Origin of the sequence: Streptomyces sp. cg36, from assembly GCF_041080675.1 — a bacterium.
Taxonomy (GTDB): domain Bacteria; phylum Actinomycetota; class Actinomycetes; order Streptomycetales; family Streptomycetaceae; genus Streptomyces.
Genome location: NZ_CP163520.1, coordinates 8,527,408 through 8,549,777 on the forward strand (window position 1 = coordinate 8,527,408; position 22,370 = coordinate 8,549,777).

At 67.9% G+C, this 22,370-nt stretch carries 14 protein-coding genes and 2 pseudogenes; 3 read left to right on the forward strand and 13 right to left on the reverse strand.

Annotation, left to right across the window (positions count from 1 at the left end; genetic code table 11):
* The first annotated feature begins 311 nt into the window (after positions 1 to 311).
* The 3 genes from AB5J87_RS37585 (at position 312) to AB5J87_RS37595 (ending at position 8,937) form a co-directional block, all read left to right on the forward strand.
* Positions 312 to 7,013 (forward strand): polymorphic toxin-type HINT domain-containing protein, encoded by a 6,702-nt coding sequence (locus AB5J87_RS37585; protein ID WP_369383250.1) that lies wholly within the window; start codon positions 312 to 314, stop codon positions 7,011 to 7,013.
* Between the two features lie 5 nt (positions 7,014 to 7,018).
* Positions 7,019 to 7,408, forward strand: a complete 390-nt coding sequence (locus AB5J87_RS37590; protein WP_369383251.1) for a hypothetical protein — start codon at positions 7,019 to 7,021, stop codon at positions 7,406 to 7,408.
* 539 nt (positions 7,409 to 7,947) lie between these two features.
* On the forward strand, positions 7,948 to 8,937 hold the full coding sequence (locus AB5J87_RS37595; RefSeq protein WP_369383252.1) for a tyrosine-type recombinase/integrase: 990 nt from the start codon (positions 7,948 to 7,950) through the stop codon (positions 8,935 to 8,937).
* 6 nt (positions 8,938 to 8,943) lie between these two features.
* On the opposite strand, the pseudogene AB5J87_RS37600 reads toward AB5J87_RS37595, so the two are convergent.
* The 13 genes and pseudogenes from AB5J87_RS37600 to AB5J87_RS37660 form a co-directional block, all read right to left on the reverse strand.
* Positions 8,944 to 9,066, reverse strand: a pseudogene (locus AB5J87_RS37600) (IS5/IS1182 family transposase); the annotation flags it as partial.
* 107 nt (positions 9,067 to 9,173) lie between these two features.
* On the reverse strand, positions 9,174 to 10,955 hold the full coding sequence (locus tag AB5J87_RS37605; RefSeq protein ID WP_369374185.1) for a reverse transcriptase domain-containing protein: 1,782 nt from the start codon (positions 10,953 to 10,955) through the stop codon (positions 9,174 to 9,176).
* A 512-nt stretch (positions 10,956 to 11,467) separates the two neighbouring features.
* Positions 11,468 to 12,179 (reverse strand): annotated as a pseudogene (locus tag AB5J87_RS37610) (IS5 family transposase); the annotation flags it as partial.
* A 119-nt stretch (positions 12,180 to 12,298) separates the two neighbouring features.
* A complete protein-coding gene (locus AB5J87_RS37615; protein ID WP_369383253.1) occupies positions 12,299 to 15,748 on the reverse strand; it encodes a hypothetical protein in 3,450 nt (1,149 codons plus the stop codon).
* On the reverse strand, positions 15,748 to 16,194 hold the full coding sequence (locus AB5J87_RS37620; protein ID WP_369383768.1) for a pilus assembly protein TadG-related protein: 447 nt from the start codon (positions 16,192 to 16,194) through the stop codon (positions 15,748 to 15,750). Before AB5J87_RS37620 ends, AB5J87_RS37615 begins: the two co-directional genes overlap by 1 nt.
* A gap of 112 nt (positions 16,195 to 16,306) precedes the next feature.
* Complete coding sequence (locus AB5J87_RS37625) at positions 16,307 to 16,819, reverse strand: TadE family protein (RefSeq protein ID WP_369383254.1); 513 nt, start codon at positions 16,817 to 16,819, stop codon at positions 16,307 to 16,309.
* A gap of 47 nt (positions 16,820 to 16,866) precedes the next feature.
* On the reverse strand, positions 16,867 to 17,346 hold the full coding sequence (locus AB5J87_RS37630; protein ID WP_369383255.1) for a TadE/TadG family type IV pilus assembly protein: 480 nt from the start codon (positions 17,344 to 17,346) through the stop codon (positions 16,867 to 16,869).
* Positions 17,346 to 17,561: a hypothetical protein gene (locus AB5J87_RS37635; protein ID WP_369383256.1), complete on the reverse strand. Its 216-nt coding sequence runs from the start codon at positions 17,559 to 17,561 to the stop codon at positions 17,346 to 17,348. The genes AB5J87_RS37630 and AB5J87_RS37635 overlap by 1 nt, the downstream gene beginning before the upstream one ends.
* Before the next feature lie 42 nt (positions 17,562 to 17,603).
* Complete coding sequence (locus AB5J87_RS37640; protein ID WP_369383257.1) at positions 17,604 to 18,488, reverse strand: type II secretion system F family protein; 885 nt, start codon at positions 18,486 to 18,488, stop codon at positions 17,604 to 17,606.
* Positions 18,485 to 19,423 carry a type II secretion system F family protein gene (locus AB5J87_RS37645; protein WP_369383769.1) on the reverse strand — a complete coding sequence of 313 codons (939 nt, stop codon included), beginning with the start codon at positions 19,421 to 19,423 and terminating at the stop codon, positions 18,485 to 18,487. Before AB5J87_RS37645 ends, AB5J87_RS37640 begins: the two co-directional genes overlap by 4 nt.
* Before the next feature lie 2 nt (positions 19,424 to 19,425).
* Positions 19,426 to 20,913, reverse strand: a complete 1,488-nt coding sequence (locus AB5J87_RS37650; protein WP_369383258.1) for a CpaF family protein — start codon at positions 20,911 to 20,913, stop codon at positions 19,426 to 19,428.
* Entirely contained in the window at positions 20,903 to 21,727 is an 825-nt protein-coding gene (locus tag AB5J87_RS37655; RefSeq protein WP_369383259.1) for a hypothetical protein, read from the reverse strand. The genes AB5J87_RS37650 and AB5J87_RS37655 overlap by 11 nt, the downstream gene beginning before the upstream one ends.
* Positions 21,727 to 22,344: an SAF domain-containing protein gene (locus tag AB5J87_RS37660; protein WP_369383770.1), complete on the reverse strand. Its 618-nt coding sequence runs from the start codon at positions 22,342 to 22,344 to the stop codon at positions 21,727 to 21,729. Before AB5J87_RS37660 ends, AB5J87_RS37655 begins: the two co-directional genes overlap by 1 nt.
* Positions 22,345 to 22,370: the final 26 nt, after the last annotated feature.

The following is a 22,370-nucleotide window of genomic DNA, read 5'->3' on the forward strand; positions in this document are numbered from 1 at the left end:
GAGCGGGCACCCGCACGACGGCACGAGTTGCCGCCGTCCTATCGGCCGCCCTGGTAGCAGGACTGCTACAGGCCCTGCCCGGCCCACAAGCCGCAGCCGAATCGAACCTTCCCTCAGCGTCATGGAAGGAAAAGCCGGTCAAGGGTACGAACACCGAGGCCAGGCCACGCCCTGCGGACAAGACGGTCTCCAAACCGCGCAGCCCGAAGACGGCCTGGCCCAAGGAAGCCACCGCCAGCGTCAGTCTGCCGGCTGCGGCTGGCCCCGCACTCACCGCCAAGACGTCCGGCGGCTCCGGCTCTGGAGGCGAGGTGAGGGCCGGTTCCCTGCCGGTGTCGCTGGCCGCGGTGGCCAACGCCCCGCTCGCCCCGCGCCAGCAGGCCGCACCGCCGTATGCCGTAGGGCAGACGGCTGCCACCGTCACAGTGCTGGACCGCAAGGCCGCCCAGAAGGCCGGAGTGGACGGCATCCTGCTGACCCTTGCCCCCAACAGCGGAAACGCCGCCAGGAAGGTACGGGTCAGTGTCGACTACGACGCATTCGCGGACGCGGCAGGAGCCGGATACGGGCAACGGCTGCGCTTGGTCCAGCTGCCTGCCTGTGTCCTGACCACACCCAGCAAGCCGGAGTGCCGTACCTCCACTCCGCTGGTGGGCCGCAACGATGCGGAGAAGCACACGGTGACCGCCGACGCGGTCGCCATCGCGGGCACTGGCACTGCGTCGAAGTCCGCGCCCTTGGCTGTCGGGGCCCAGGCGCTGGCGGGTGGGGCGACCGTGCTCGCCGCGACGGCAGGATCCGCCAGCCCGTCGGGTGACTACAAGGCGTCCCCTCTGTCGGCGGCGTCGACCTGGAGCACATCGCTGAACAGCGGTTCGTTCTCCTGGTCGTACAAGATGCCGGTTCCGCCAGTACCGACAGGGCTGACGCCCACGGTGGGCCTGTCCTACAACTCGGGAGAGATCGACGGGCGTACCGCGAACACCAACAACCAGGCTTCTTGGGCCGGTGACGGCTTCAGCATCGCGCCCGGCTTCGTCGAGCGGTCCTACAAACCGTGCGGTGACGACGGGGTGAAGACCGACGGAGTCGAGCCGGGGGACATGTGCTGGGCGTATGACAACGCCACCATCAGCTTCGACGGGCACTCCGGCGAACTGATCCCGATCAACGACGAAGAATGGCGGATCAAGGGCGACGACAACACCCGGGTCTTCCACTGGCGCCAGGACGACCGCGGCAATGGTGACAACGACGGCGAGTACTTCCGCGCCACCACCTCTGACGGCACCCGCTACTACTTCGGCTACAACCGGCTGACCAACTGGACTGCGGGCAAGCCGGAGACCAAGTCGGTGGAGAGCGTGCCGGTCTTCGGCAACAACAGCGGCGAGCCGTGCAACAAGGCGACATTCGCGGAATCATGGTGCCAGCAGGGCCGGCGCTGGAACCTCGACCTGGTCATCGACGCCAACGGCAACGACATGACCTACTGGTACAAGCAGGAGGCCAACACCTACGGCCGCAACCTCAAGGAGACCGACGGCACCCCTTATGTCCGCGCCTCGGTCCTGGACCACATCGAGTACGGCCAGCAGCTCAAGGACCTCTACTCCGACACCGTCAAGCCGATGGCCCGGGTGGACTTCACCACCGCCGAACGCTGCCTGGAGACCAACACCGCACTGTGCGACCCGGCGAAGATCGACACCAACCGGCAGTACTGGTACGACACCCCCTGGGACCAGAACTGCAACAGCGGAACCAAGTGCGACAAGGGGCGCCTGTCGCCCACGTTCTGGGGCCGCACCCGTCTGGCCAACGTCACCACCAAGACCCTGCAGACCGACAGCAGCTACAAGCCGACCGACTCCTGGGACCTGCACCACAAGTGGGGCACCGCCGACTTCGACTACCAGCTCCTGCTCGACTCCATCCAGCACACCGGACTCGCCGGAGCCACCCCCGTCAAGCTGCCCCCGACGACACTCTCCTACAGCGCGCAGATCGGACGCCTGGACAAGAGCGGTGACGGCCGACCGGGCTTCTACAAGCAGCGGCTGCGCACCGTGCTCGACGAGTCGGGCGGCCAACTGGACGTGAACTACTCGCAGGCGGCCTGTTCCTGGGACAGCCTGCCCAGCCCGCAGTCCAACACCTCACGCTGCTACCCGCAGATGTACCAGGCCGGCTACACGGATCCAGTAACCACAGAGTGGTTCAACAAGTACGTCGTGGACTCGGTCATCTCCTCCGACCGCACCGGCGGCGCTGTCAGCACCCAGACCAACTACACCTACTTCGACGGCGGTGCATGGGCGTTCGACGACACCGAGGGCATCACCAAGGAGAAGCTCAAGACCTGGTCGCAGTGGCGCGGCTACGGCAAGGTCCGCGTGCAGACCGGCAGCAGCCAGGCCATGTCCACCCAGGCCGACCACTACTTCCTGCGCGGCATGGACGGTGACCGAACCGATCCCACCGACAAGACCAAGACTCGCAGCGTCACCGTCTCGGACGGTGAGGGCTCCAAGCTCACCGACGACGAGGCGTGGGCCGGGTTCGAATACCGCAGTGAGACGTTCGACAAGCCGGGCGGGAAGACCCTGTCCAAATCGGTGAACAAGCCGTGGAAGAAGGAGACAGCAAAGCGGGTCCGCAGTTGGGGCACCTCCACCGCCAACCTCACCGGTACCAGCCAGACCCGTAGCTTCACCTACTTGACTACTGACGACAAGTGGCGCGAAACCCGCGGCAACACCACCTTCGACGACCTCGGTCGGCCTGTCGCAGTCGAGGACTTGGGCGATCCCTCGGTCGCGGCCGACGACAAGTGCACCCGCACCACCTACGCCGACGACGGATGGATCCGGACCGCCGCGATCCACACCGAAACCATCGCGGCCGACTGCGCTGCGACCCCAGACAGAGACACCCACGGTGACGGCACCTCAGTAATCCTGGCCGACACCCGCACCCGCTACGACGGCCAGGCATACGGCGCCGCGCCCACCAGGGGCCTGGTCACCATGACCGAGACCCTCAAGTCCCGCAGCGGCAACACCGCCACCTACGTCGACAAGACCACCAGCTACGACGCCTACGGGCGGCCCTTGACCGTCACCGCGCTGGCCTCCACCAGCGTCTTCGACCCCAACGACACTGCCAAGGCACCCGCCACCACCCCCGCAACTGCCCCTCCCACTACAACGACCGTCTATACCCCGGCGACAGGCCGGCCCACCAAGGTGGCGGTCACCAGCCCGCCCGCCACCGCCGGCAACGCAGCCACATCCCAGACCAGCACGTCCTACCTCGATCTGCTGCGCGGCCTTCCCTACATCAGCACCGACGCCAACAACCTGCGCACGGACACTGAATACGACGCGCTCGGACGCCCGCTGAAGGTGTGGAAACCCAACCGCTCCAAGCTGAACAACCAGTCGCCGAACCTGCAATTCCGCTACACCGACGCCGAGAACACGATTCAGTCCGTCGCCACTCTCACGCTGAACAACGACGGTTCATCCGACACCAGCTACACCCTGTACGACGGCCTCGGCCGCGTCCGCCAGACCCAGGCCCCCGGCCCCGACGGCGGCCGCATCCTGACCGACACGTTCTACGACGAACGCGGCCAGGTCCGCCTCGCCTACGCCCCCTACCACAACACCGCCGCCCCCAGCGGCACCCTCTTCACCGTGGTAGACGCCGACGGCATCGAGACCCAGACCGCCACCGAATACGACGGCCTGGGGCGGCCCGTCAAGTCCACCCTGCTCTCCGGCAACGGCACGGGTATCCCGCTGGCCACGACCACCACGGTCTATGGCGGCGACCGCGTCACCGTCACCCCCCCCAAGGGTGCCACCCCCACTACCACCCTCAGCGACGCCCAGGGGCGCACGACCGAGCTGCGTCAGTACCAGGCCACCAACCCGGCCGGTCCCACCGGCCCGTACGACAGCACCACCTACCGCTACGACGTGGCCGGGCACATGACCGGGCTGACCGGCCCGCAGGGCGCCCAATGGTCCTGGACCTACGACCAGCTCGGCCGCCAGACCAAGGCAATGGACCCGGACAGCGGCACCACCAGCAAGACCTACAACGACCGAGGCGAACTCGCCACGACCACCGACGGCCGCGGCAAGACCATCGCCAACGTCTACGACAACCTCTCCCGGCTCCTGGAGACACACGAGGGCACGGCCAACGGTCCGCTGCTGACTTCCCAGACCTGGGACAAGATCAAGGGACAACTGGCCACCTCCACCCGCCACGTCAACATCGGCGGCACGGTCTACCCGTACACGACAACCTTCAACACCTACGACCCGCTGTACCGACCCACCAAGACCACCCTCACCGTCCCTTCCATCCCGGGCCAAGAGGCCCTGGCCGGTGACTACTCCACCAGCACCTCCTACAACCCGGACGGCACCGTCCAGGCCACGTCGTACCCGGCTGCGGGCAGTCTGCCCGCCGAGGTGGTCGCCTTCACGTACAACAAGCTCCACCAGACCACCGCCGCCAGAAGCAACCTGTCCACCTACCTCGCGGACCAGATCTACACCCTCACCGGCAAGCCCTACCGCTCCACCCTCAATGCCGGCGGCGTGAACACCACCATCACCAACGGCTACGAACAAGGCACCCAGCGCCTCTCGGTCAGCCGCACCGACACCGAGAACACCGCCGTACCCGCCCGCGCCAACGCCTACAAGTACGACGAGGCCGGGAACGTCACCGAACTGAGCGACGTCTCCCGCACCGGCACGGACCGCCAGTGCTTCCAGTACGACTACCTCGCCCGCCTCACCGAGGCTTTCACCCCCACCGACCCGTCCTGCCCCACCACCCCGGACGGCAGCAAGCTCGGCGGACCCGCCCCCTACTGGTCCAGCTACACCTACAACACCGACGGCACCCGCAAGACCGAAACCCAGCACAACACCACGGGTGACACGTCCAAGGATCAGACCCGCACCTACACCTACCCCACCGCAGGCGCGGCCCACCCGCACTCCCTGCTGTCCGCCAGCACCGCAACCGGCGCCACCGACCCGGTCACCGACTCCTACGACTACGACCAGGCCGGCAACACCACTCGCCGCACCCTCAACCCCAACGCTGCTCTCTCCAGCAACCAGGCCATGGCCTGGGACACCGAAGGCCACCTGGCCAGCGTCACCGACACCGTCCAGACCAAAACGGGCACCTCGACGGTGACCACGAAGAAGACCACCGACTACGTCTACGACCCCAGCGGCAACCGCCTCACGGGCCACACACTCGACACCGCCAACCCCGCCGACGAGAACACCACCCTCTATCTCGGCGCAACCGAACTGAATCTCGCCAAGGGCGCGGCCAAGCCGACGGCCACCCGCTACTACCCGCTCGGCGCGGCCACCGCCGTCCGCACGAACGACAACAAGGTCACCTTCCAGGCCACCGACCACCATGGCACCGCCGACATCAGCATCAACGCCACCGACGGCACCGCCACCCAGCGCCGCACCACCCCCTTCGGTGAGGACCGCGGCACCCCGCCCGCCACCTGGGCCGGTACCAAGGGCTTCGTCGGCGGAACCATGGACACCCAGACCGGACTCACTCACCTGGGCGCCCGCGAATACGACCCGTCACTGGGCCGTTTCCTCAGCGTCGATCCGGTCCTTGCAGCTGACGACCCGCAGTCGCTCGACGGCTACGCCTACAGCAACAACAACCCGGCGACCCTGAGCGATCCGAGCGGGCTCAGGCCGGAGGGAGGCTGCGGTGGGGCCTCGTCGTTCTGCGAGACCATCGACGGCAAGGTCCACATCGAGTCCTGGTCGAAGGACGACGACGCCTGGACCCTCGACGACCACAAGACCAAAAAGACGTGGCTCCCCGGCGGAGTCACCGTCTCCGACGTCAAGAACTACCCGAAGCTCCACCGCAAGATCATGAAGAATCTCGCGAAATACGACGGCGAGGGCTACCGCTGGGGCCGCGACCGCGTCGAGGACTACCACCAGTACGTGGCCGCAGCCGTGAACGCCTGCTGGGACATCGACGAATGCCACGACAGCGACACCTATGATGAGCTCTTCAAGGAACTCCGCAACTGGGAACTCGACAACATCCCCGTCTTCGGCGCCGGAGGCGGCGACTCCTTCCTCGGCCGCCCCACCGCATCAGGCGGTTCGAAGATCGCCGGAAGCATAAGGGCTGGCCGGGCTTCCGCAGCCGGCGAGATGGAGAGGAACGTTGTCAGCATCAAGGGATGCTTCAACAGCTTCCCTGCCGCAACCAAAGTCCTCCTAGCCGACGGGTCAACAAAGGCCATCGACCAACTCCAGGTCGGAGACGAAGTTGCCGCGACCGACCCGGAAACCGGGGAATCAGGAGCCCACAAGGTCGATGCCACCATCGTCACACCGGACGACACCGACTTCACGACCTTGACCGTCACAAGCAACGCCGCCTCCAGCAGCAGGATCACAGCAACGGACCACCACCCCTTCTGGGCGCCAAGCACCCACACCTGGATCAACGCTGGCGACCTGAAGCCCGGCATGACCGTCCGCTCCTCGAAGGGTGACCAACTGCAGGTCACCGGAGTCAAGCACTTCACCAAGCTGCAATCTGCCTACAACCTCACCGTCCGCAACCTCCACACGTACTATGTACTAGCCGGGACCACGCCCGTACTCGTTCACAACACCGGTCCGGGATGCGATCTTAATATTTCACCGCGTTACGTGAAGACGGGTGATCTCGGAAGGTACACTGAGGGTCAGAAAACTCGGGACCCGGCGTCGCAGTGGTATCACGAATACCTGAGCAACGATGAACTCCTGGATGGAGTCAATAAAGCCAAGCCGGGAGAAGGGATTTTCGTCTCGCGCGACGGGTCGATTCTTGGCGGTCATCACCGCTGGGATGAAATTCAAACAAGGGTCAAAGATGGACGCATCGACCCGAACGAGCAAATCCGTATTGACGTCCTCGGTGGGGAGTAGTGCTGATGTCTATGATTCATTCGACTGACCCTGACTTCCGCGTGTGTCAGATCAGTTTCGATGCGCTGCTGGAGATCCAGCTGGAGGCGGAGGGCCGTGGCTGGGCGACTCGGTGGACCTCCGTGGATGCACTCCGCAGTCAGGTCAAGGACGAAGCTGTCGTCCTCCAGTCGCTGATGCGCGAGGAGCGAGGAGGCGCTGTGCGGGCCTATCGATGCCTCCTGCTGTTCTCGACCGTAGACGGCGGGGATGCTGGCGGAGTTGCCACGATAGATATTGATCCGGCGAGGTTTGAATCGCTGGATCGGCTCGATCGAGACCCGGACGTTCGGAAAGCACTTGTCCGGATGTTCTCCCTTGCGATGGGCGGGATTTCGATGATCTCGAAGAAGTAGTGGGATCTGTCGAGGGTCAAAATCTGGGGGAGTAGCTGCAGCTTGAGTCGGCATTTTCTCCGTTCCTCGCAGATGGAAAACTGGCCTCTTGATGCGCGGCGAAGCTACCCACTGGGGAAATTATTCCGCGTCGACCTATCATGGTATGAGCGGTTCCTCTCATAGAGCTCAGACGCTCAACTGATGGCCCTACGAAAAACTCAGAGGCCCCACCGGATTAGCTCTCCGGTGGGGCCTCTGGGGTGTTTGACGGCGGGTGCGGCTCGTTCTGAGTGAGATCGCGGTCAGGCCGTGAGAACGTATCGGTGCTGGTCAGTTGAGTCGAGACGCTGATGTTCGGCGGCGAGATGGTGGTCCCAGTAGGCGTCAAGATCCCCATTGGCGGCGACGGTACGGAGTTTCAAGACCGCCTCGGCGCCGTCGAGGCCTCAGCGGGCTCCACTGATCTCGAGACGGTCGGTGACTGTTGACTGAACTACCAGACAGATCTATGTAGTTCAGCGTCCAGGCCGTGTCGGGGAGGACTACCGTCCCGGACCATGACAGAGACGAGTGATGCCTCCCGTGATCTCGCGGGGCTGGTGGTGCCGTCGGCCGGATCCGTCGTGGAGTCGGATGATCCCTGGCAGCCGTGCCGGCTCCTGGATGCCGACGGCGAGGTTGTCGTCCCGGTGGCGGAGTATCTGCAGGACCTGCAGGCGATCGGGCGGCCAGCCACGACGCAGCGCTCGTACGCGTTGGCGTTGCTGCGTTGGTTCCGGTTCCTGTCGGCAGTCGGGGTGCCGTGGGGGCAGGCCACCCGCGTTGAGGCACGAGACTTCAGCAGGTGGCTGCAGATGGTCGCGAAGCCGACCAGGGGCGGGGCGGCTCCGCAGGGGCGTGTGAACCCGGTGACCGGCAAGAGCGGTCCTGGCCGTCAGTACGCGCTGCGGACGCGGGCGCACAGCGAGACGGTGCTGCGCGGCATCTACGCCTTTCACCTGGAGCTGGGCACGGGCCCGTTGAGCAACCCGTTCCCGCTGGCCAGGGGCCGGGACGGGGAACGAGCGCGGGCTCACCACGCGCCGACGGCGCCCATGAAGTTCGAACGCAGCGGCCTCTACCGGCCCAAGATCGCCCGACAGACACCACGACGGATCCCTGACGATCGGTTCGACGAGCTGTTCGCCCGGTTGCCCTCGCACCGGGATCGCGCGTTGGTGACGTTGTGGTTGTCCACGGGGGCCCGAGCATCTGAGCTGCTCGGAGTGCGGCAGGGTGAGGTTGACGCCGGGCAGCAATTGGTGACAGTGGTACGCAAGGGCAGCCGGGTCCTGCAGTCGCTTCCCGCGTCTCCGGACGCGGTGGTGTGGTTGCGCCTCTACCAGGCGCAGATGGACGGGCTCGTCGAGACGGAGGCGGACAGTCCGTTGTGGTGGACGTTGCGCCGGCCGTTCCGCCCACTGTCCTATCCGGCGGCCTATCGGATGTTCCAGCGCGTCAACGCCACTACGCGAGCGTGGCCGCGTCCTAATGGCTGTCCCGTATAACTGGCCCTAACAAAGGCGTTGGACGTGGCGGTGGGTGATCAGGCAGACGGCGAGGCCGAGGAAGGCTTCGTGGATGTCGTCGCGTCGTTCCCATCGGATGCGGAGGCGGCGGAAGCCGTGGAGCCAGGAGGATGGGTGGGCCGCGCGGCGAGGTGCCCGCCGAAGGCGAGTCCTTTTCCGCACGGCCTCCCGCCGAACCGGACATGACGGTTTCCTGTCATCCGGCTCTCCAGTGACTACTGCGTGAGTGGTTTAACAGCTCGCTCCGAATGGATTCGGTCATGGCAAGTATCGCAAGCCACAACCGTTTTGCGGCGTCGATGAAGCATGACGCGCGCCCAGTCAGATGGCTGCCATCCGGCATGCGCGAGGTCGGCGAGTGCACGGACATGGTGAACCTGAACATTGCCCCTGCTTCCGCAGATCTCGCAGGTATCCGCAAGGAGTCTCGCGACGAGTTCCTTCTGCGGATAGTCCACCCGGACCGGCTCGCGGTCGACGACTTCTGCCGTCCGCTGCCGTTGGAGTGGAATGCCACCGAACCGTGCGACCAGTGGTTTCCTGTTCTTCCGTTCAATTCGGGCTTCGAAAGCAACGCGAGGCCCGTTCGGTGTCTCGAAGGTGGTTTTGTACTTCGCCGCCATCTTTGAAACTGTTGAACGGTGTTTTCCTGCCAGGGTCTTGAGCATCGAGGTCTCCATGACCCATCGCAGGCGGTGCAGCCGGTGGACGTCCCCGGCCAACAGGTAGTACTGGACGATTCCCCGATAGACGGTCCCGAAGGTGGCGATGATGGCGTGGTCGTCGCTGTTCAACAGGGCCGGTTGTTTCGCGGGTTTTCCGCGATCAAGATACGGGGAACATTTGGCCTTGATCACATCCAGCGGGACTCGCAGCGCGATCTGTCCGTTGACCGCTCGACGGCCGCGGGTGACCTTGTTGCTGTTCTGCTGAGTGGTGATCTCGTAGCCGAGGAACCGTGCCGCCTGGGTTCTGGCATGGGTGATCAGCGTCTTATCCTGGGAGAGTTCTAGCTTGAGTTCGTCACGCAAGAACTCGGCCAGACGCTGCTTGATTTCTTCGGCTTCGGCCTTCGGTCCGGTGAACCCGAGCAAGTGGTCATCGGCGTAACGGACATAGCGCAGTCGCCTGTACTCCGGATCATCCGGGTCGGAGCTTGGCAGACTGTGCATGTGCTGACGCAGCCGTCGGGCTTCCGCCCTGTCGCCGCGCCGGCGTGCCCGTGCCAGCACATTCGCCACCATGAGGTATTCCAGGTTACGAGCCCGGCGTTCCCCTCGGGTGTATTCCGGAATAAGAACCTTCTCGACGAACTCATCCAACTTGTGCAGGTAGATGTTGGACAGGATCGGGGAAGCCACTCCGCCTTGCGGCGCTCCGGAGAGCGTGGCTCCCCACCTCCAGTCCTCTACGTATCCGGCCGTCAGCATGTTGCGCACCAGCCGAAGGAAGCGGTTGTCGTGAATCTTCTCGCCGAGGGTCGAGAGCAGAACCTCATGGTCCAGGCTCCCGAAACAGTCGGCGATGTCTCCCTCAACGAACCAGGAAGTCCCGGTCCAGGTATGACCCACCTCGCGCAAGGCGGTGTGGCATCCCTTTCGGGGCCGGAACCCGTGAGAGTGGTTGGAGAACGACGGCTCGTAATACGCTTCCAGTAGGAGGCGCACCACTTCACCAACGAGCTTGTCCGACCACGTCGGCAGTCCCAGCGGCCGCGTTTTCCCGTTCTTCTTCGGGATGTTCACGCGGCGTACTGGACGGAATCGGTAACGCTCGTGGCGTATCGCATCAATGATGCGTTCGATCTTCCGTTGGGACATGCCGTCCACTGTTTCCCTCGTGACTCCGGGTGTCATCGCGCCATGGTTAGCGTAGATGCGCCCGTAAGCCAGCAGATATAACTGCGGGTTGGACATCTGCCGATACAGTTCGTCACACGACAGACCACGCCTGCCGCGCTCACGCAGGACACCCAGCACCGTTTCGGCGCTCTGCATTTCGCATACCTCCCGAGTCTCGGGCGTCCGAATCACCTGGCCCCCTTCGCCCTGCGGACGGCTTTCCCGTCCTCCCTGGCCGGGCGTTGCTCCGGCGACTACTACGGGGCCTCCGTCGCCATAGGACTCGCGTCCCGTAGGCGATCCCACGTTCGTCTCTGCTGTACGTCATAGCGCGACGTAGGCGTCCCATTCATCTCCTTGAATGCCCTCGCTGGGCATCGCTCCGCGCTCCGGAAGTGCACCGGATAACGATCGGTCCAGTGCAGAGCGCGGCGCCGGTTTCAGTCGTCTTTCCGGCGGATGGGAACTTGCATCTTCTGGAGATTGGGCTTCAAGCAATCCAGCCTTCGCCATATCGCGCGGGCCACCCAGCACACCGTCCCTGACAACTGAGCCCGGTCACTGGTTTTCTGACATGCTGTTGTCCCCTTCACCTTTCGGATCCAGGTAAGTCATCTGGCCCAGAAACCTCCTTCCGAGTTCCTCCCGGCTGAACCGGGGATACAAACAGAGCGCCACGTGGCGCACATGGTGCGCTCGATCACCCAGCGCTGGTGTCCCAAGCGTTCGCTGGACTCGATGCCTTTGCGGGCGATGCGGACTCCGATGCGCTTGCCGCGCAGTCATTTCCGCAGGTGAGGGATGTTGTATGCCTTATCGGCGTGCAGGCGCCGGGGTTTGAAGGAGCGGCCGCGGTGGGGGTCGTGTCTCGTTTGGTGACCTTCCACCATGGGCTTCAGCCCCTCGCTGTCGTGGACGTTGGCGGCGGAGACGGCGACGAGGAGGGGCAGTCCGTTCGCGTCCGACGGGACGTGCATCTTGGAACCCGGCTTGCCCCGGTCCACCGGGCTCGGGCCTGTGTGTTCGCCCCCTCTTTTCCGCCCTGCCGTGGGCGGTGTCGAGCACGACGCGGGAGACGTCGATGAGGCCGGCGCCGTCGAGCCGGTGCAGGACTGCCTCGTGCAGCCGGCCCAGACTCCGGCTCTGGACCAGAGCACGAAACGGCGGTGCGCGGTCGACTTCGAGATCCCGAAGCAGGGCGGCAAACGCCCGCCAGGCACAGCCGGACACCAGTACATAGACGATCGTGGCGAACAGCGTCTCATCAGGCGTGTCCTGCGTCCCACCCCCCTGCGGCCGCACCTTCGACGGAGGGATCAACGGCTTCGCGATCTCCCACAGCCCGTCCGGCACGATCCAACTCCACGTCCCCTGCCTCAAGATGAGGCCCTACCCCGCCTCACCACATAGGACACCGTCTTAATTCGTGAGGGACCTGGCAGGGGACGTCGCCCCCCGCCGCCAGGTGTGGGTGGTGCTCCTCCTGCGCGCGCCGCTGTTTACAGGGCGTTGCGTGCTGCCGGGTCCGAGCCGTTGAGGAGCTCGTTGATGAGCTGGGTGGTTTCCATCTCGGGTGAGCAGTCAAGGGCCTGGTTGACCTGTTGGACGCGGGTGATCGCGGTGTGCAGCCCGGAGCGGTTGCCGCGTGCGGCCTCGAGCCGCATCCAGGCGCGGTACATCAGTTCTGCCGAGTGGTCGACTTCGAGTCCGGTGGCGACGGCCCGGTGCGCGGCGCTGAGGTCGTGCTGGGGGCCGTTGGGGATGCGGTAGGTGGCCACGGTGTGGGCGATGTCGATGATCCGCGTGATCATTTCCTGCTGGTAGGGCTCGGCCCAGGGCAGGGGCCGGCCGCCGAAGGGCCGGCCGCGCACCAGAGTCAGCGCCTTTTCCAGGTCCGCAAGGCCGGAGGGGCCCAGGGGCAGTGCGCGCTGGACGAGCTGGAGGAATCGGGTCCAGTCGCAGCGCACGCCGGCAGCGAGCTGGTAGGGGTCGTCACCCGACGTGCGGCGTGGCACGTAGGGGGTTCCGGAGGAGTCGCTGCCCAGGGAGCTGCGCAGGCCCCGCATCCGTGCGTTGAGGGTGCTGGAGGACCACGGGCTGAGGGGATCCATGTCCGCACACAGGGCATCGGCATGGCGGCCGGGCCGGAAGTACAGCAGAGCGGCCAGCTGGCAGATCCGCGGGCCGTGACCGGTGCTGTCCACGCCCGTCACCTCGACCGGTCCCAGGACCCGGATCTCCGGAGCGTGCAGGTCCTGCGCCTGGGTGTCTTCTTCTGTCGCGGCCGTGGCTTCCTTGCGCGTGTCCCTCGGCCCGTCAGCGGTGCCGGCCTCTGCCGCTTCGGCGGGGTCCGCGGCGGCTGGGGGCGTTGCCGCGGGCGGTTGCGCTGTCGTGCGGCCCGGGCCCGGGGTGGTGTCGGGCCCGGGCGAGGGGGCGGCGGGGGAGAGGAGGCGAAGCCCCGAGGGATCGGTGCTGGCGGCGAGCAGGGCCGGGAAGACCTCGCCGCTCACCTGCGTGGCCGCCGCGGGCGAGGGGGAGGGAGCGGCGGCGGGCGCGGTGGACTGCTTGTGTGCCGCTTTGTGCTCGGGCTCCGGCGGTGTGTCGGGCTCGTTTGGGACGTCTCTCCAGGGGCCCTCGGCCGGGTGGGGCGGCTGCCCGGAGATCTTGAGGGCTGTGGTGATCTGCACGTAGGCGGCGTGCTCCAGGCGCTGGAGCGTGATGCTGGCTCCGGCGGCGTCGAGGTGCTGCGGGTCGTGGAGGGAGGCGTTGAGGATCTCGGCTGCGGGGAAGGACGCGGCCGCCGTGCTCGCCGGGGCGATCAGCGTGACCGGCACTTTGCCTGCCCGGTCGATGAGGTCGGCGCATTGCCAGGCCGTGTCCTCGTCCAGCGGGGAGGCGCACAGCAGGAGGTACGGCTGGTGCTGGGTGTCGGGCATTTGATGCGCTTCCAGCAGGCGTTCGCCCAGATCGCGCAGCGCGTGGGCGGGCTGGCGCATGTGGGCGATCCGTGTGGTGGGCAGCAGGTGCGGCAGGTCCTCGCCGAAACCCACGGTGACGATCTCGGTTTCCCCGGCCCAGGGGCTCATTGCGAGTTCCAGGGCGAGGGAGGTGCAGACCTCGGTGATGTGGACCGGGTTGCCGTCCAGGAGCAGCGCGGGCAGCTGCGCGAGGTTGAGCAGCAGGAGGTCACCGGTCTCGGTGCTGCCGATCGTGACCAGCCCCGGGTACGGTGCCGGCGCCTCGTGGGCGCCCTCGTCCTCCAGGAGGACGGCATCACCGGGCAGGGCCCACCATCCGTCCTGCCCGGCGGCGAAGGGCGCCGCGGGATCCTGGGCGGGATCCTCGGGCAGCACCTCCACTGCGCGGGCACCGATCCGGGCAGCCCGCAGGCCAGGCAGGATCGCGTCCTTTTCCCGGGCCGTCTGGTGGGCCAGGGTGCGCAGGGCGACGTCCAGGCGGGCCGCGCCGTTTGGCTCGGCGGCCGCCGCCAGCTGGGCCTCGGCCATGGACGTCTGCGACGCGATGGCGATCGTCTCGCCGGGCTTGCGGCGGCGGCGCTGCAGCGTACGGCGCAGGGCAAGAGCACCGGTGACAGCGGCCGCCAGCAGGGCGCCGGCCCCCAGGACCGTGTGCAGGTTCAGCAGGCTGGCGGACCGCGCCACCGGTGCCGGTGACGCCGTGGCAGCGGGGGAGGAGGCAGCCGAACCGGACGGCTGCGCCGGCGCTGACGCAGTGGCGGTGCTGCTGCCCGGCTGCGGCCTTCCTGACGGTCCAGCGGACGGGGGACTGTGCTGCTGCCGGGGCGGCTCGGCGGGACGGCGGCTCGCTGCGCCGGGGGACGGCAACGCGGGCGCCGTGCTGCGGTCCGGAGCCGGCACATCTTGCGCGGCACCGCCCGGCGTTGGCCGGGCGCCAGGCGCGGGGGCCGTGGTGTGCTGCCTGCCCGGCGACGCATCGCCGTCGTCTTCGTGCGGTGGTGGATCGGAATGCGCGGGGCGGGCGCCGGGCACGGTGACCTGCTGCCCCGCGTAGACCCGGTCGGGGTCGGTGATCATGGGCAGGCCGTGCGGCTGCGGCTTGTCCCGGCTGGCGTCGAACAGCTCGGGCCACTTGTTGCCGTCGCCGAGTTCCTCCTGCGCGATCTTCGACAAGTAGTCGCCCGCGTGGACCGTGACGATATGTCCGGGGTCCTCGTGGACAGCTGCGGGAGTGTCACCCGGCTGCGTACGGAGGCCTCCTGGAGTGGCGGCGGCCGCGGGCATCTTCAGCTGCCAGCCGGGCTGCAGAAAGCTGTTGGCGCGAAAGAGTGTGCCGTCGGCCATGGGGCGGCCTTCGTTCAGGCTCGCGATCTCCCGCCACCGCTCGCCCTCTCCCAGCTCGCGCTCGGCGATGCCCCACAGGCTCTCCGCCGGCCGCGTCTCGCGCACGGTGTACGTGGGCGATGCCGGTGTGCCCGCCGCGGTGGCGGGGGAGACCTGGCCGGCCGCGGCGTTCTGGCCGGCTGTGTCCGCCTGGCCGGGCAGCAGGCTCGACATGGTGGCCGGTGCGGCCTGTGCATCGGAGGCCAGGGCCGAACTCGTGGGCAGCAGCACCAGGATGCTGCCGATCAGGAGAGCTGCGGCGCGCTGTGGGGCGCCCAGCCCCCGTGGGGCTTGCCAGGTCCGGCCCCGTACCTGCGCGATCAGCTCGCGCGCGGCGCAGAACGTGAACTGCGCCCACCCGATCCAGGCCATGAGCACGAGCATGAGCACGAACAGGCCGCCGGTGTCCTGCCGGTCCAGGAGGTGGGCGAGGTCGCCGTGGGTGGCGGCCCAGATGACCGGGGTAGCCCAGGCCAGCAGCAGAGGCAGCCCGGCGACTACCCCCGCAAGGACCACGAGACTGAGCACGGCGAACAGGAACCGTGCCAGGGTGCGGCCGGCGGCTGCGGAGCGGGTGGTGGAGTGCATCAGTTTCCTTGGGGGGCGGTGACGCCATGAAGGAGGGTGGCCCTGCCATGGCCGGTCACCGACAGGGAGCCGATCCCCACCACGGGCAGGAACTTCGTGCTGTAGGAGCCGGTGACCGTGACATTCAGCGTCTGGTCGTTCCCGGAGACGCTGACGGTGCCGGTGGCGCCGGCGGAGTTCAGGTAGGCCTGTGCGGCGGCGGCCGCCGCCTGCGGATCGACGGCGATCGCGGTGCCGTTGATGGCGCTGGTGGGGTCGATGGCCTGTCCGCCGGCCCGCGCGGCTTCACCGGCGATGTATTCGGCGCGTTCGGTGGCGCGCATCTTGGCTCCGCCGTCGACGGCCAGGCCGATGATGCCGATCAGCGCGACGACGCACACGGCAACGAACACGGCGACGCCTCCGCGGTCGTCGCACCGTCTCTGCAGGGACCGACGCAGGATCATCAGGCATCCCTTGTCGGAAACGTCGTAGGTTCGAGTGGAGCCTTCTTGCCAGGTCATGGTCGCCTCCTGGTCAAGGCGTTCACTGGAGGGACGTGAACCCAAGTGCCCATGCTCACTCATAGCGCCCATCCATACTTCGGTTCCCGCTCACCGGTACTTCAGAATTCGCGAACCCAAGAGCTCTCTGCCGGTACCGGTCCACCACTGAGGTCGCCGTCGACGTGAGCGTCTTGGCTCCTGGCACGCCGGGCAGCAGGAGGTCGGACAGATTGACGGTGCAGGTCACGGTCACAGTGATGGTGCCGACTTGCCCCACGGGCACGGCGAGACCCCCGGTGTTGACGGTGACGTCGGTCGACGCGCACGTGATGCCCTGGTCGTCCAGGGATTCGGCGGCCGCGGACTGTGCGGCGCTCTGGGCGGAGGCCATGGTGCGGTGGATGGATGCCTCTCTCGCCGCGTCCTGGGCGGCGGCGTCGATTTTCGCGCCGGAGGTGACGATCCGGCCGCCCGCGATCGCCAGGCACAGGAACATGATCAGCGACGGGAGGATGATGGCCGCCTCGATCGCGGCACTGCCTTCATCACCGCGAAGTCCGCGTCTGCGGGCAGCCTGCAGCGACACGCACGCCGACACGTCAGTTCGCGAACTCGCGCCTGCCGGGGACCGTTTCACGGGCCACCCCCACCCGGGTTTGCGCCCGCCACACCTTCCGCCTTCGCGACCCCGCCAGCGGCGACCGTCCAGCGCTCGACCGGCCCGGATGCCGACTGCCTTATGTGCAGGCCGGGTACACCCGGAATCATCGACAGGGCCGTTCCCGATACCCGTATCCGCACGCGCTGCCCGTCGCTGCTGGCCGCGACGCTGTAGCCGCGCAGGCTGTCACCGGCGGTGCGCTCCAGCACGTGGCGTGCCTGGGCCGCACCGTCGGCCGGGGTCGACTGGTAGGAGCGGGCGGCGGTGAGGCCTTCGCGGGCCGCGGTCAGGGCGATCTGCCGGGCGTAGTACCACATGGAGGCCTGGATGACGGCGAGGGTGGCGAGCAGCACGAAGGGGAAGACGATCGCTATCTGGATGCTGGTGTCCCCGCGGTCGTCGCGCCACCGTTGCCCCTGCCACCACTGCGTCAGGCGGGCGGGCGGGTGCATCACAGGCCGCCGAGTTTCCCGTTGTACTTGGCGATCACGACAGCGATGGTCCCGGCGACCAGGACGGCACCGGTGACGCCGGCCACCCAGATGATGACGGTCGTGATGGAGATGTCGCCCCGGTCCGGCCGGCGCGCAGCCTCCTGGAGCCTTTCCCGCACGCGCAGGGTGAGCTGGAGCACAGCACGGCGGCTGCGGGCTGCGAAGTGCGTCATGTTTCCCTGCCTTTTCGGTGCGTTGAGTGAGAGGGGGGAGGCTCAGACGGTGAGCATGCGGATCACCGCGGGGAAGGCCATCAGCAGCATCACCAGGACGGCCAGGAGGGCTCCGGGGGCGGTCATCTTCTCGCTGGCCGCGTTGGCTTCGGCCCCCTGATCGGCGAGCAGTTCGGCGTTGAGGGCGGCACTGCGGGCCCGCAATGCCTTGTAGACGGCAGCACCGTCGGTGGCGCTGCCGCGCATGATGTCAGCGACGTCGTCCAGGACCGGCAGGTCGTACTGCGCGGCCAGTTCCGAGAGCGCCTGATACGGCGGGATCTTCTCCAGGCGGGCCCGGCGCAGCGCGCCCTGCAGGAAGAGGAAGGGCCAGCCCTCACCGACGGCGGCGGCCTTCTCCAGCGCTTCGGCGGGCCCGGCATCGGCGGCCCGCTTGAGCGCGACCAGGTCAAGGTAGGCGGACAGGGCGTGGGCGAACTCCTCCCGTGCCCGCTTGGCCTGGTCCCGCACCGCCAGGTCGGGCGTGATGAACAGCAGCGCCGCGACGAGGACTCCGACGCCTGCGGGCACGTAGAACGGCAGGCTGACGCCCGCGATAAGCCACGGAACCGTCGCGATCACCGGGCAGAGCAAGCCCAGTGCGGCGAGCGCGGTCTTCTTGAGCATGAACTGGCCCGGCCCCACTCCGAGCAGGGCCAGATGCGTCGCGGGGACCCGTACGCCCGGGAGGCGCTCCAGGCGGGCCAGGAGCCACCGGCCCCAGACCTCCTCGCGCTCCAGATGCAACTCGGGCATCGCCAACGCAGCGGGAGCAGTGCGCTGCAGGGCCGGTGTCAACGCGGGCTGGGGCAGGAGAAGTTCCCGGATCAGCAGCGCCACGCCGGCGCCGATCGTGGCGCCGGTCAGAACAATGGGAAGCATGTTCACCGCTCAGCTCCTGCCGGCTCGGCGACGGGCAGGTCCGGCTCCGGCGCGGGCGCAGGCAGGCGGACAGCGCTCGTGGGATCGCCTACCAGGAACCGCGGGATACGGCGGAAGGCGCTCAGCTGCCGCATCAGCGCCAGCGTGACGACGAACCCGGTCACCAGGAAGGCCAGCACCAGCTGCCCCAGCAGGGTGGCGTACGGCCTCGTATAGGACGGCACGAGGAACCCGCCGATGACGACGCCCACGGTGATGATCGTCATCCACCGCACCGTGGTGCGGGGCTTGGCCCGGTCCGCCTCGATGGAGCGTTTGCGGGCGACTTCGTCGCGGACCGTGCCTGCCAGGTCCTCCAGCGCCTGCGCCAGCCCCGGCCCGCGGTCATTGACCGACAGGATCAGCGCGGCGACCACCTTGTCCGAGGTGACGTCGTCGAGTTCCCCAGCGAACGCCCGCAGCGCCTGCTCCGGGCGCCAGCCCAGACGCAGCCGGTCGGACAGAGCGGTGATCTGCGATGCCACTTCTTCGGGCGCCCCCTGGCGGCTGGTCATCATCGCCTGCTCCAGACCCATACCCAGACGGAGCAGGCCGGCCAGGCGCTGGGTCCACTCGCTCACCGCTTCCAGCTGCCCGATGCGCTCCTTGGCCAGCTGCGCCGGGGTGATCAGCCACGGCACGCCGATGACTGCGCTACCCAGGAGCAGTGCCCCGACGAAGTTCCCGGAGATGAGCCACACGCCCGCGAACACCACGAACGCGCCACCCGCCAGCGTGCCCTGCCGCAGCCGGGCCCTCTCGCTCCCGCCGCCGCGCAGGGCCTGCCACCGGTGCCGCAGCGGGGCCCGGCGCGGCGCCGCGGTCCCGACGCAGCCGGCCACGATGCCCACCAGGCCGCCCGTGACGGCCATGCCGCTCAGCAGGGCCCACACAAACGTCAGCGTCATCGGCGCACCCCCACCTTCAGTGCCAGAGGCGCGCTCCACGCCCCGTACGGCTGCCGCAGGAGAGTGCAGTCGAAGCCGACGCGGCGCAGGTCGTCGATGCAGCCGGGGTCCATCCGCGGCACCGCCCGCAGCTCGCCGAACTCGGTGCCGGGGGAGAAGACCTCGTTCGTGGCAGGCCGGCCGTTCTCACCGATCCCGGTCAGCTCCAGGACGTGCGAGACGTAGCGGTGACGACGGCCGCCGATCTGTGTCTCATCGGTCATGTCGACGAAGACCACGAAGTCCAGGCCGTTGGCGGTCTGCCGGTAGGCGAGCTGCTCGGACAGGTTCTCCTGGGCCAGCGCGTACAGCTCGGCGATCCGGTCGAAGACGATGTGCGCGCGCCGGGCATGGATGGTGCACAGGTTGCCGCCCGACCCGTTCGTCAACGCCTGCATCATCGCGACGACTTCCGGGCCGCGGACCTCGCCGACCACGATCCGCTCCAGCGACATCCGCAGCGCGGGATGCATCAGGTCCAGCAGCGTCACTTCACCGGCGCCGCGCCCTGCGGCGTCCTTCTCGCCGTTGGACTCACGGCCCACCAGGGAGACCACCTGGCGGTGGTAGCCGTTGGCGTGGGCGAACAGCTCGTCCTCGGTCTGGATCGTGGCAAAGCGGCACTCCGGGCCGAACTCGCGGAGCATGGCCCGCAGCAGCGTGGTCTTCCCGGCCTTCTGCTTCCCCGCGATCATCACGTTCTTCCCGGCGCGTACGCACGCGCCGAGGAATTCCCGCAGGACCGAGTCGATGGTGCCCAGCCGTACGAGGTCGTCGAGACCGGCCTGGGCCACTCGATGCCGTCGGATCACCGCATAGGTCATCGGACCGAGCCCGGTGATGGCCTGCAGACGGGAGCCGTCCTGCAGGGAGAGGGCGAGCGTGGGGCTCGCGGTGGAAATGGTGCGCTCGCTGTGCCCGGAGCCGCGCGCCAACTCCCGCAGCAGCTCCAGCAACTCCTCCTCGGAGTCGGCGATCGGTCCGACCCGGTGGCGTACTCCGTCGCCGTAGTCGAGCCACACCTCATCCGGGCCCTGGATGATGATGTCCTCCACCCGCTCATCGTCCAGATACGGCTGCAGGCGTCCCGCTCGGAACAGCAGGTCATAGACGGCGCGCCGCAGCGCCTCATCCTCCTGCGGCGCCATCGCCTGGGCGTCCGACCACAGCGCGACGGCCTCGTTGATCCACTCCAGGCAGCGCTGCTCCTCGCTGGCCCGGTCCATGCCCGGCGTGGTCTTGAGCAGTTCCTCGCGCTGTTTGGCGACCTGGGAGGCAATGGTGCGGGCCGTGTGGTGGGGGACGGTGGCTCGGGGCGCTGCCGTGCCGAGCACCTGGGCACTTGCGGCCGCACCGGCCGGCGCAGGCGTGCCGTGGGCCGGCCGGCGCGCTGCGTGGGGCAGCGGGGCCACCGTGGGGTCGGGGTGCAGGGGCCTAGCGTGCATGGGTCACCTCCCCGCCTGCCGCACCCAAGCCGCGTGGATCGAGGCGGGTCCGGCGCCTGGCGGCGTGCTGGGCCAGCAGCGTGCCGGCCGTCGCCGCGGCCTTCATCAGGGACGAGCGGGTGAAGTGGCGTGGCTGCTCGGCTCCGTCGGACAGCACACGGGCGTCCTTCGGCGTGTACGGAAGGGCGGCGATCACCGGCACCTGCAGAACACGCTGTACTTCGCCTGCCGGATACGGGCCCTCATTGACCATCAGCACACTGATGTCACCGACGGACTCCTCCAGTGCGCGCACCCGGCCCTCCGCTGCCTGCAGGCAGCGGAGCGTGTTGCGGACCACCACGAACACGGCATCAGCCTGCTCGACCATGACCGCGGAGGGCCCGTACGCCCCGCTCCGGCCCAGGTCGATGAGGACGTCGTGGCCGCTTTCCGCCTCGATGCCGCGGAACATCTGCATCAGCATCTTCCAGACCGAGACCATGCTCGCCGCCTGGGACGGGTCGGTGACACCGGGCAGCAGCAGCCGATCCCGCGGCGACGCGTGCGTGCCGTCGCTGCTCAGGTCGATCAGCTGCCGCCAGAAGGCGTCGCTGAACTCGCCCTTGCGGGCGGCGACGGAGAGGTTGCGCAGCCCGTACCGGTCGCCAAGCGTGCCTTGGAGCAGGCCGTGCAGCACGGCTCCGCCGTCCGGGTCGCACTCCGCGAGGATCATCTTGCGGTCCGCTGCAAGCGGCCACGACAGGAGCAGAGCAAGGGCGCTCGTGGTCACGCCGGGTGCTCCGCTGCAGCCTGCGAGCGCGATCACAGCCATCAGCGGCCGTCCGGAGCAGCCAGGACCAGGCGCAGCGCACCGGCCGCCTCCCAAGCGGCGGCCGTGGGGCCGTAGGCAGCGGAGGTGGCGACGTCGACCACCACGATCCCGGTGCCGGGGGCGGCGCCCGAGGCCTTCACGACCCGGCCGTCGATGCTCTTCGGAGCGGCATCCGCCGCCTTGCCCGTGTCGGCGGAGCCCTGGGCCGGGACATGGACCAGCTGAACTTTCTGTCCCGGCACGAGAGCGGTGGCCGGGATCTGCTTGGGCTCCAGGCCGATCGGCACCAGCTGCTCGCCGGCCTGCACCACAGAGTCCTTCGTGACCTGAGCGGGGGCGAGCAGGGAGCCGGGCTTGAGTTCCACCGCTGCCCGCTTGCCCACCACCGACTTCAGATCGTCGGCGTGCACGGCCTTGACGGCCGGGTCCAGGGCGACGGATGCCTTGCCGAGGTCGGTCTCGGTGAGGACCTGGCCGACCTGGACGTCGCGGACCACGGTGACCACGTCGGTGCGGTGACCGACCTGAAGCAGCAGGACGGAAACGCCGGCGCCTCCCGCGGCGATCAGTGCCACGGACAAGGCGATGATCCCGGGCCGCCGTCTGCGCGCCGACACCCGGGGCGGGGCCACCGGCCCGGCAG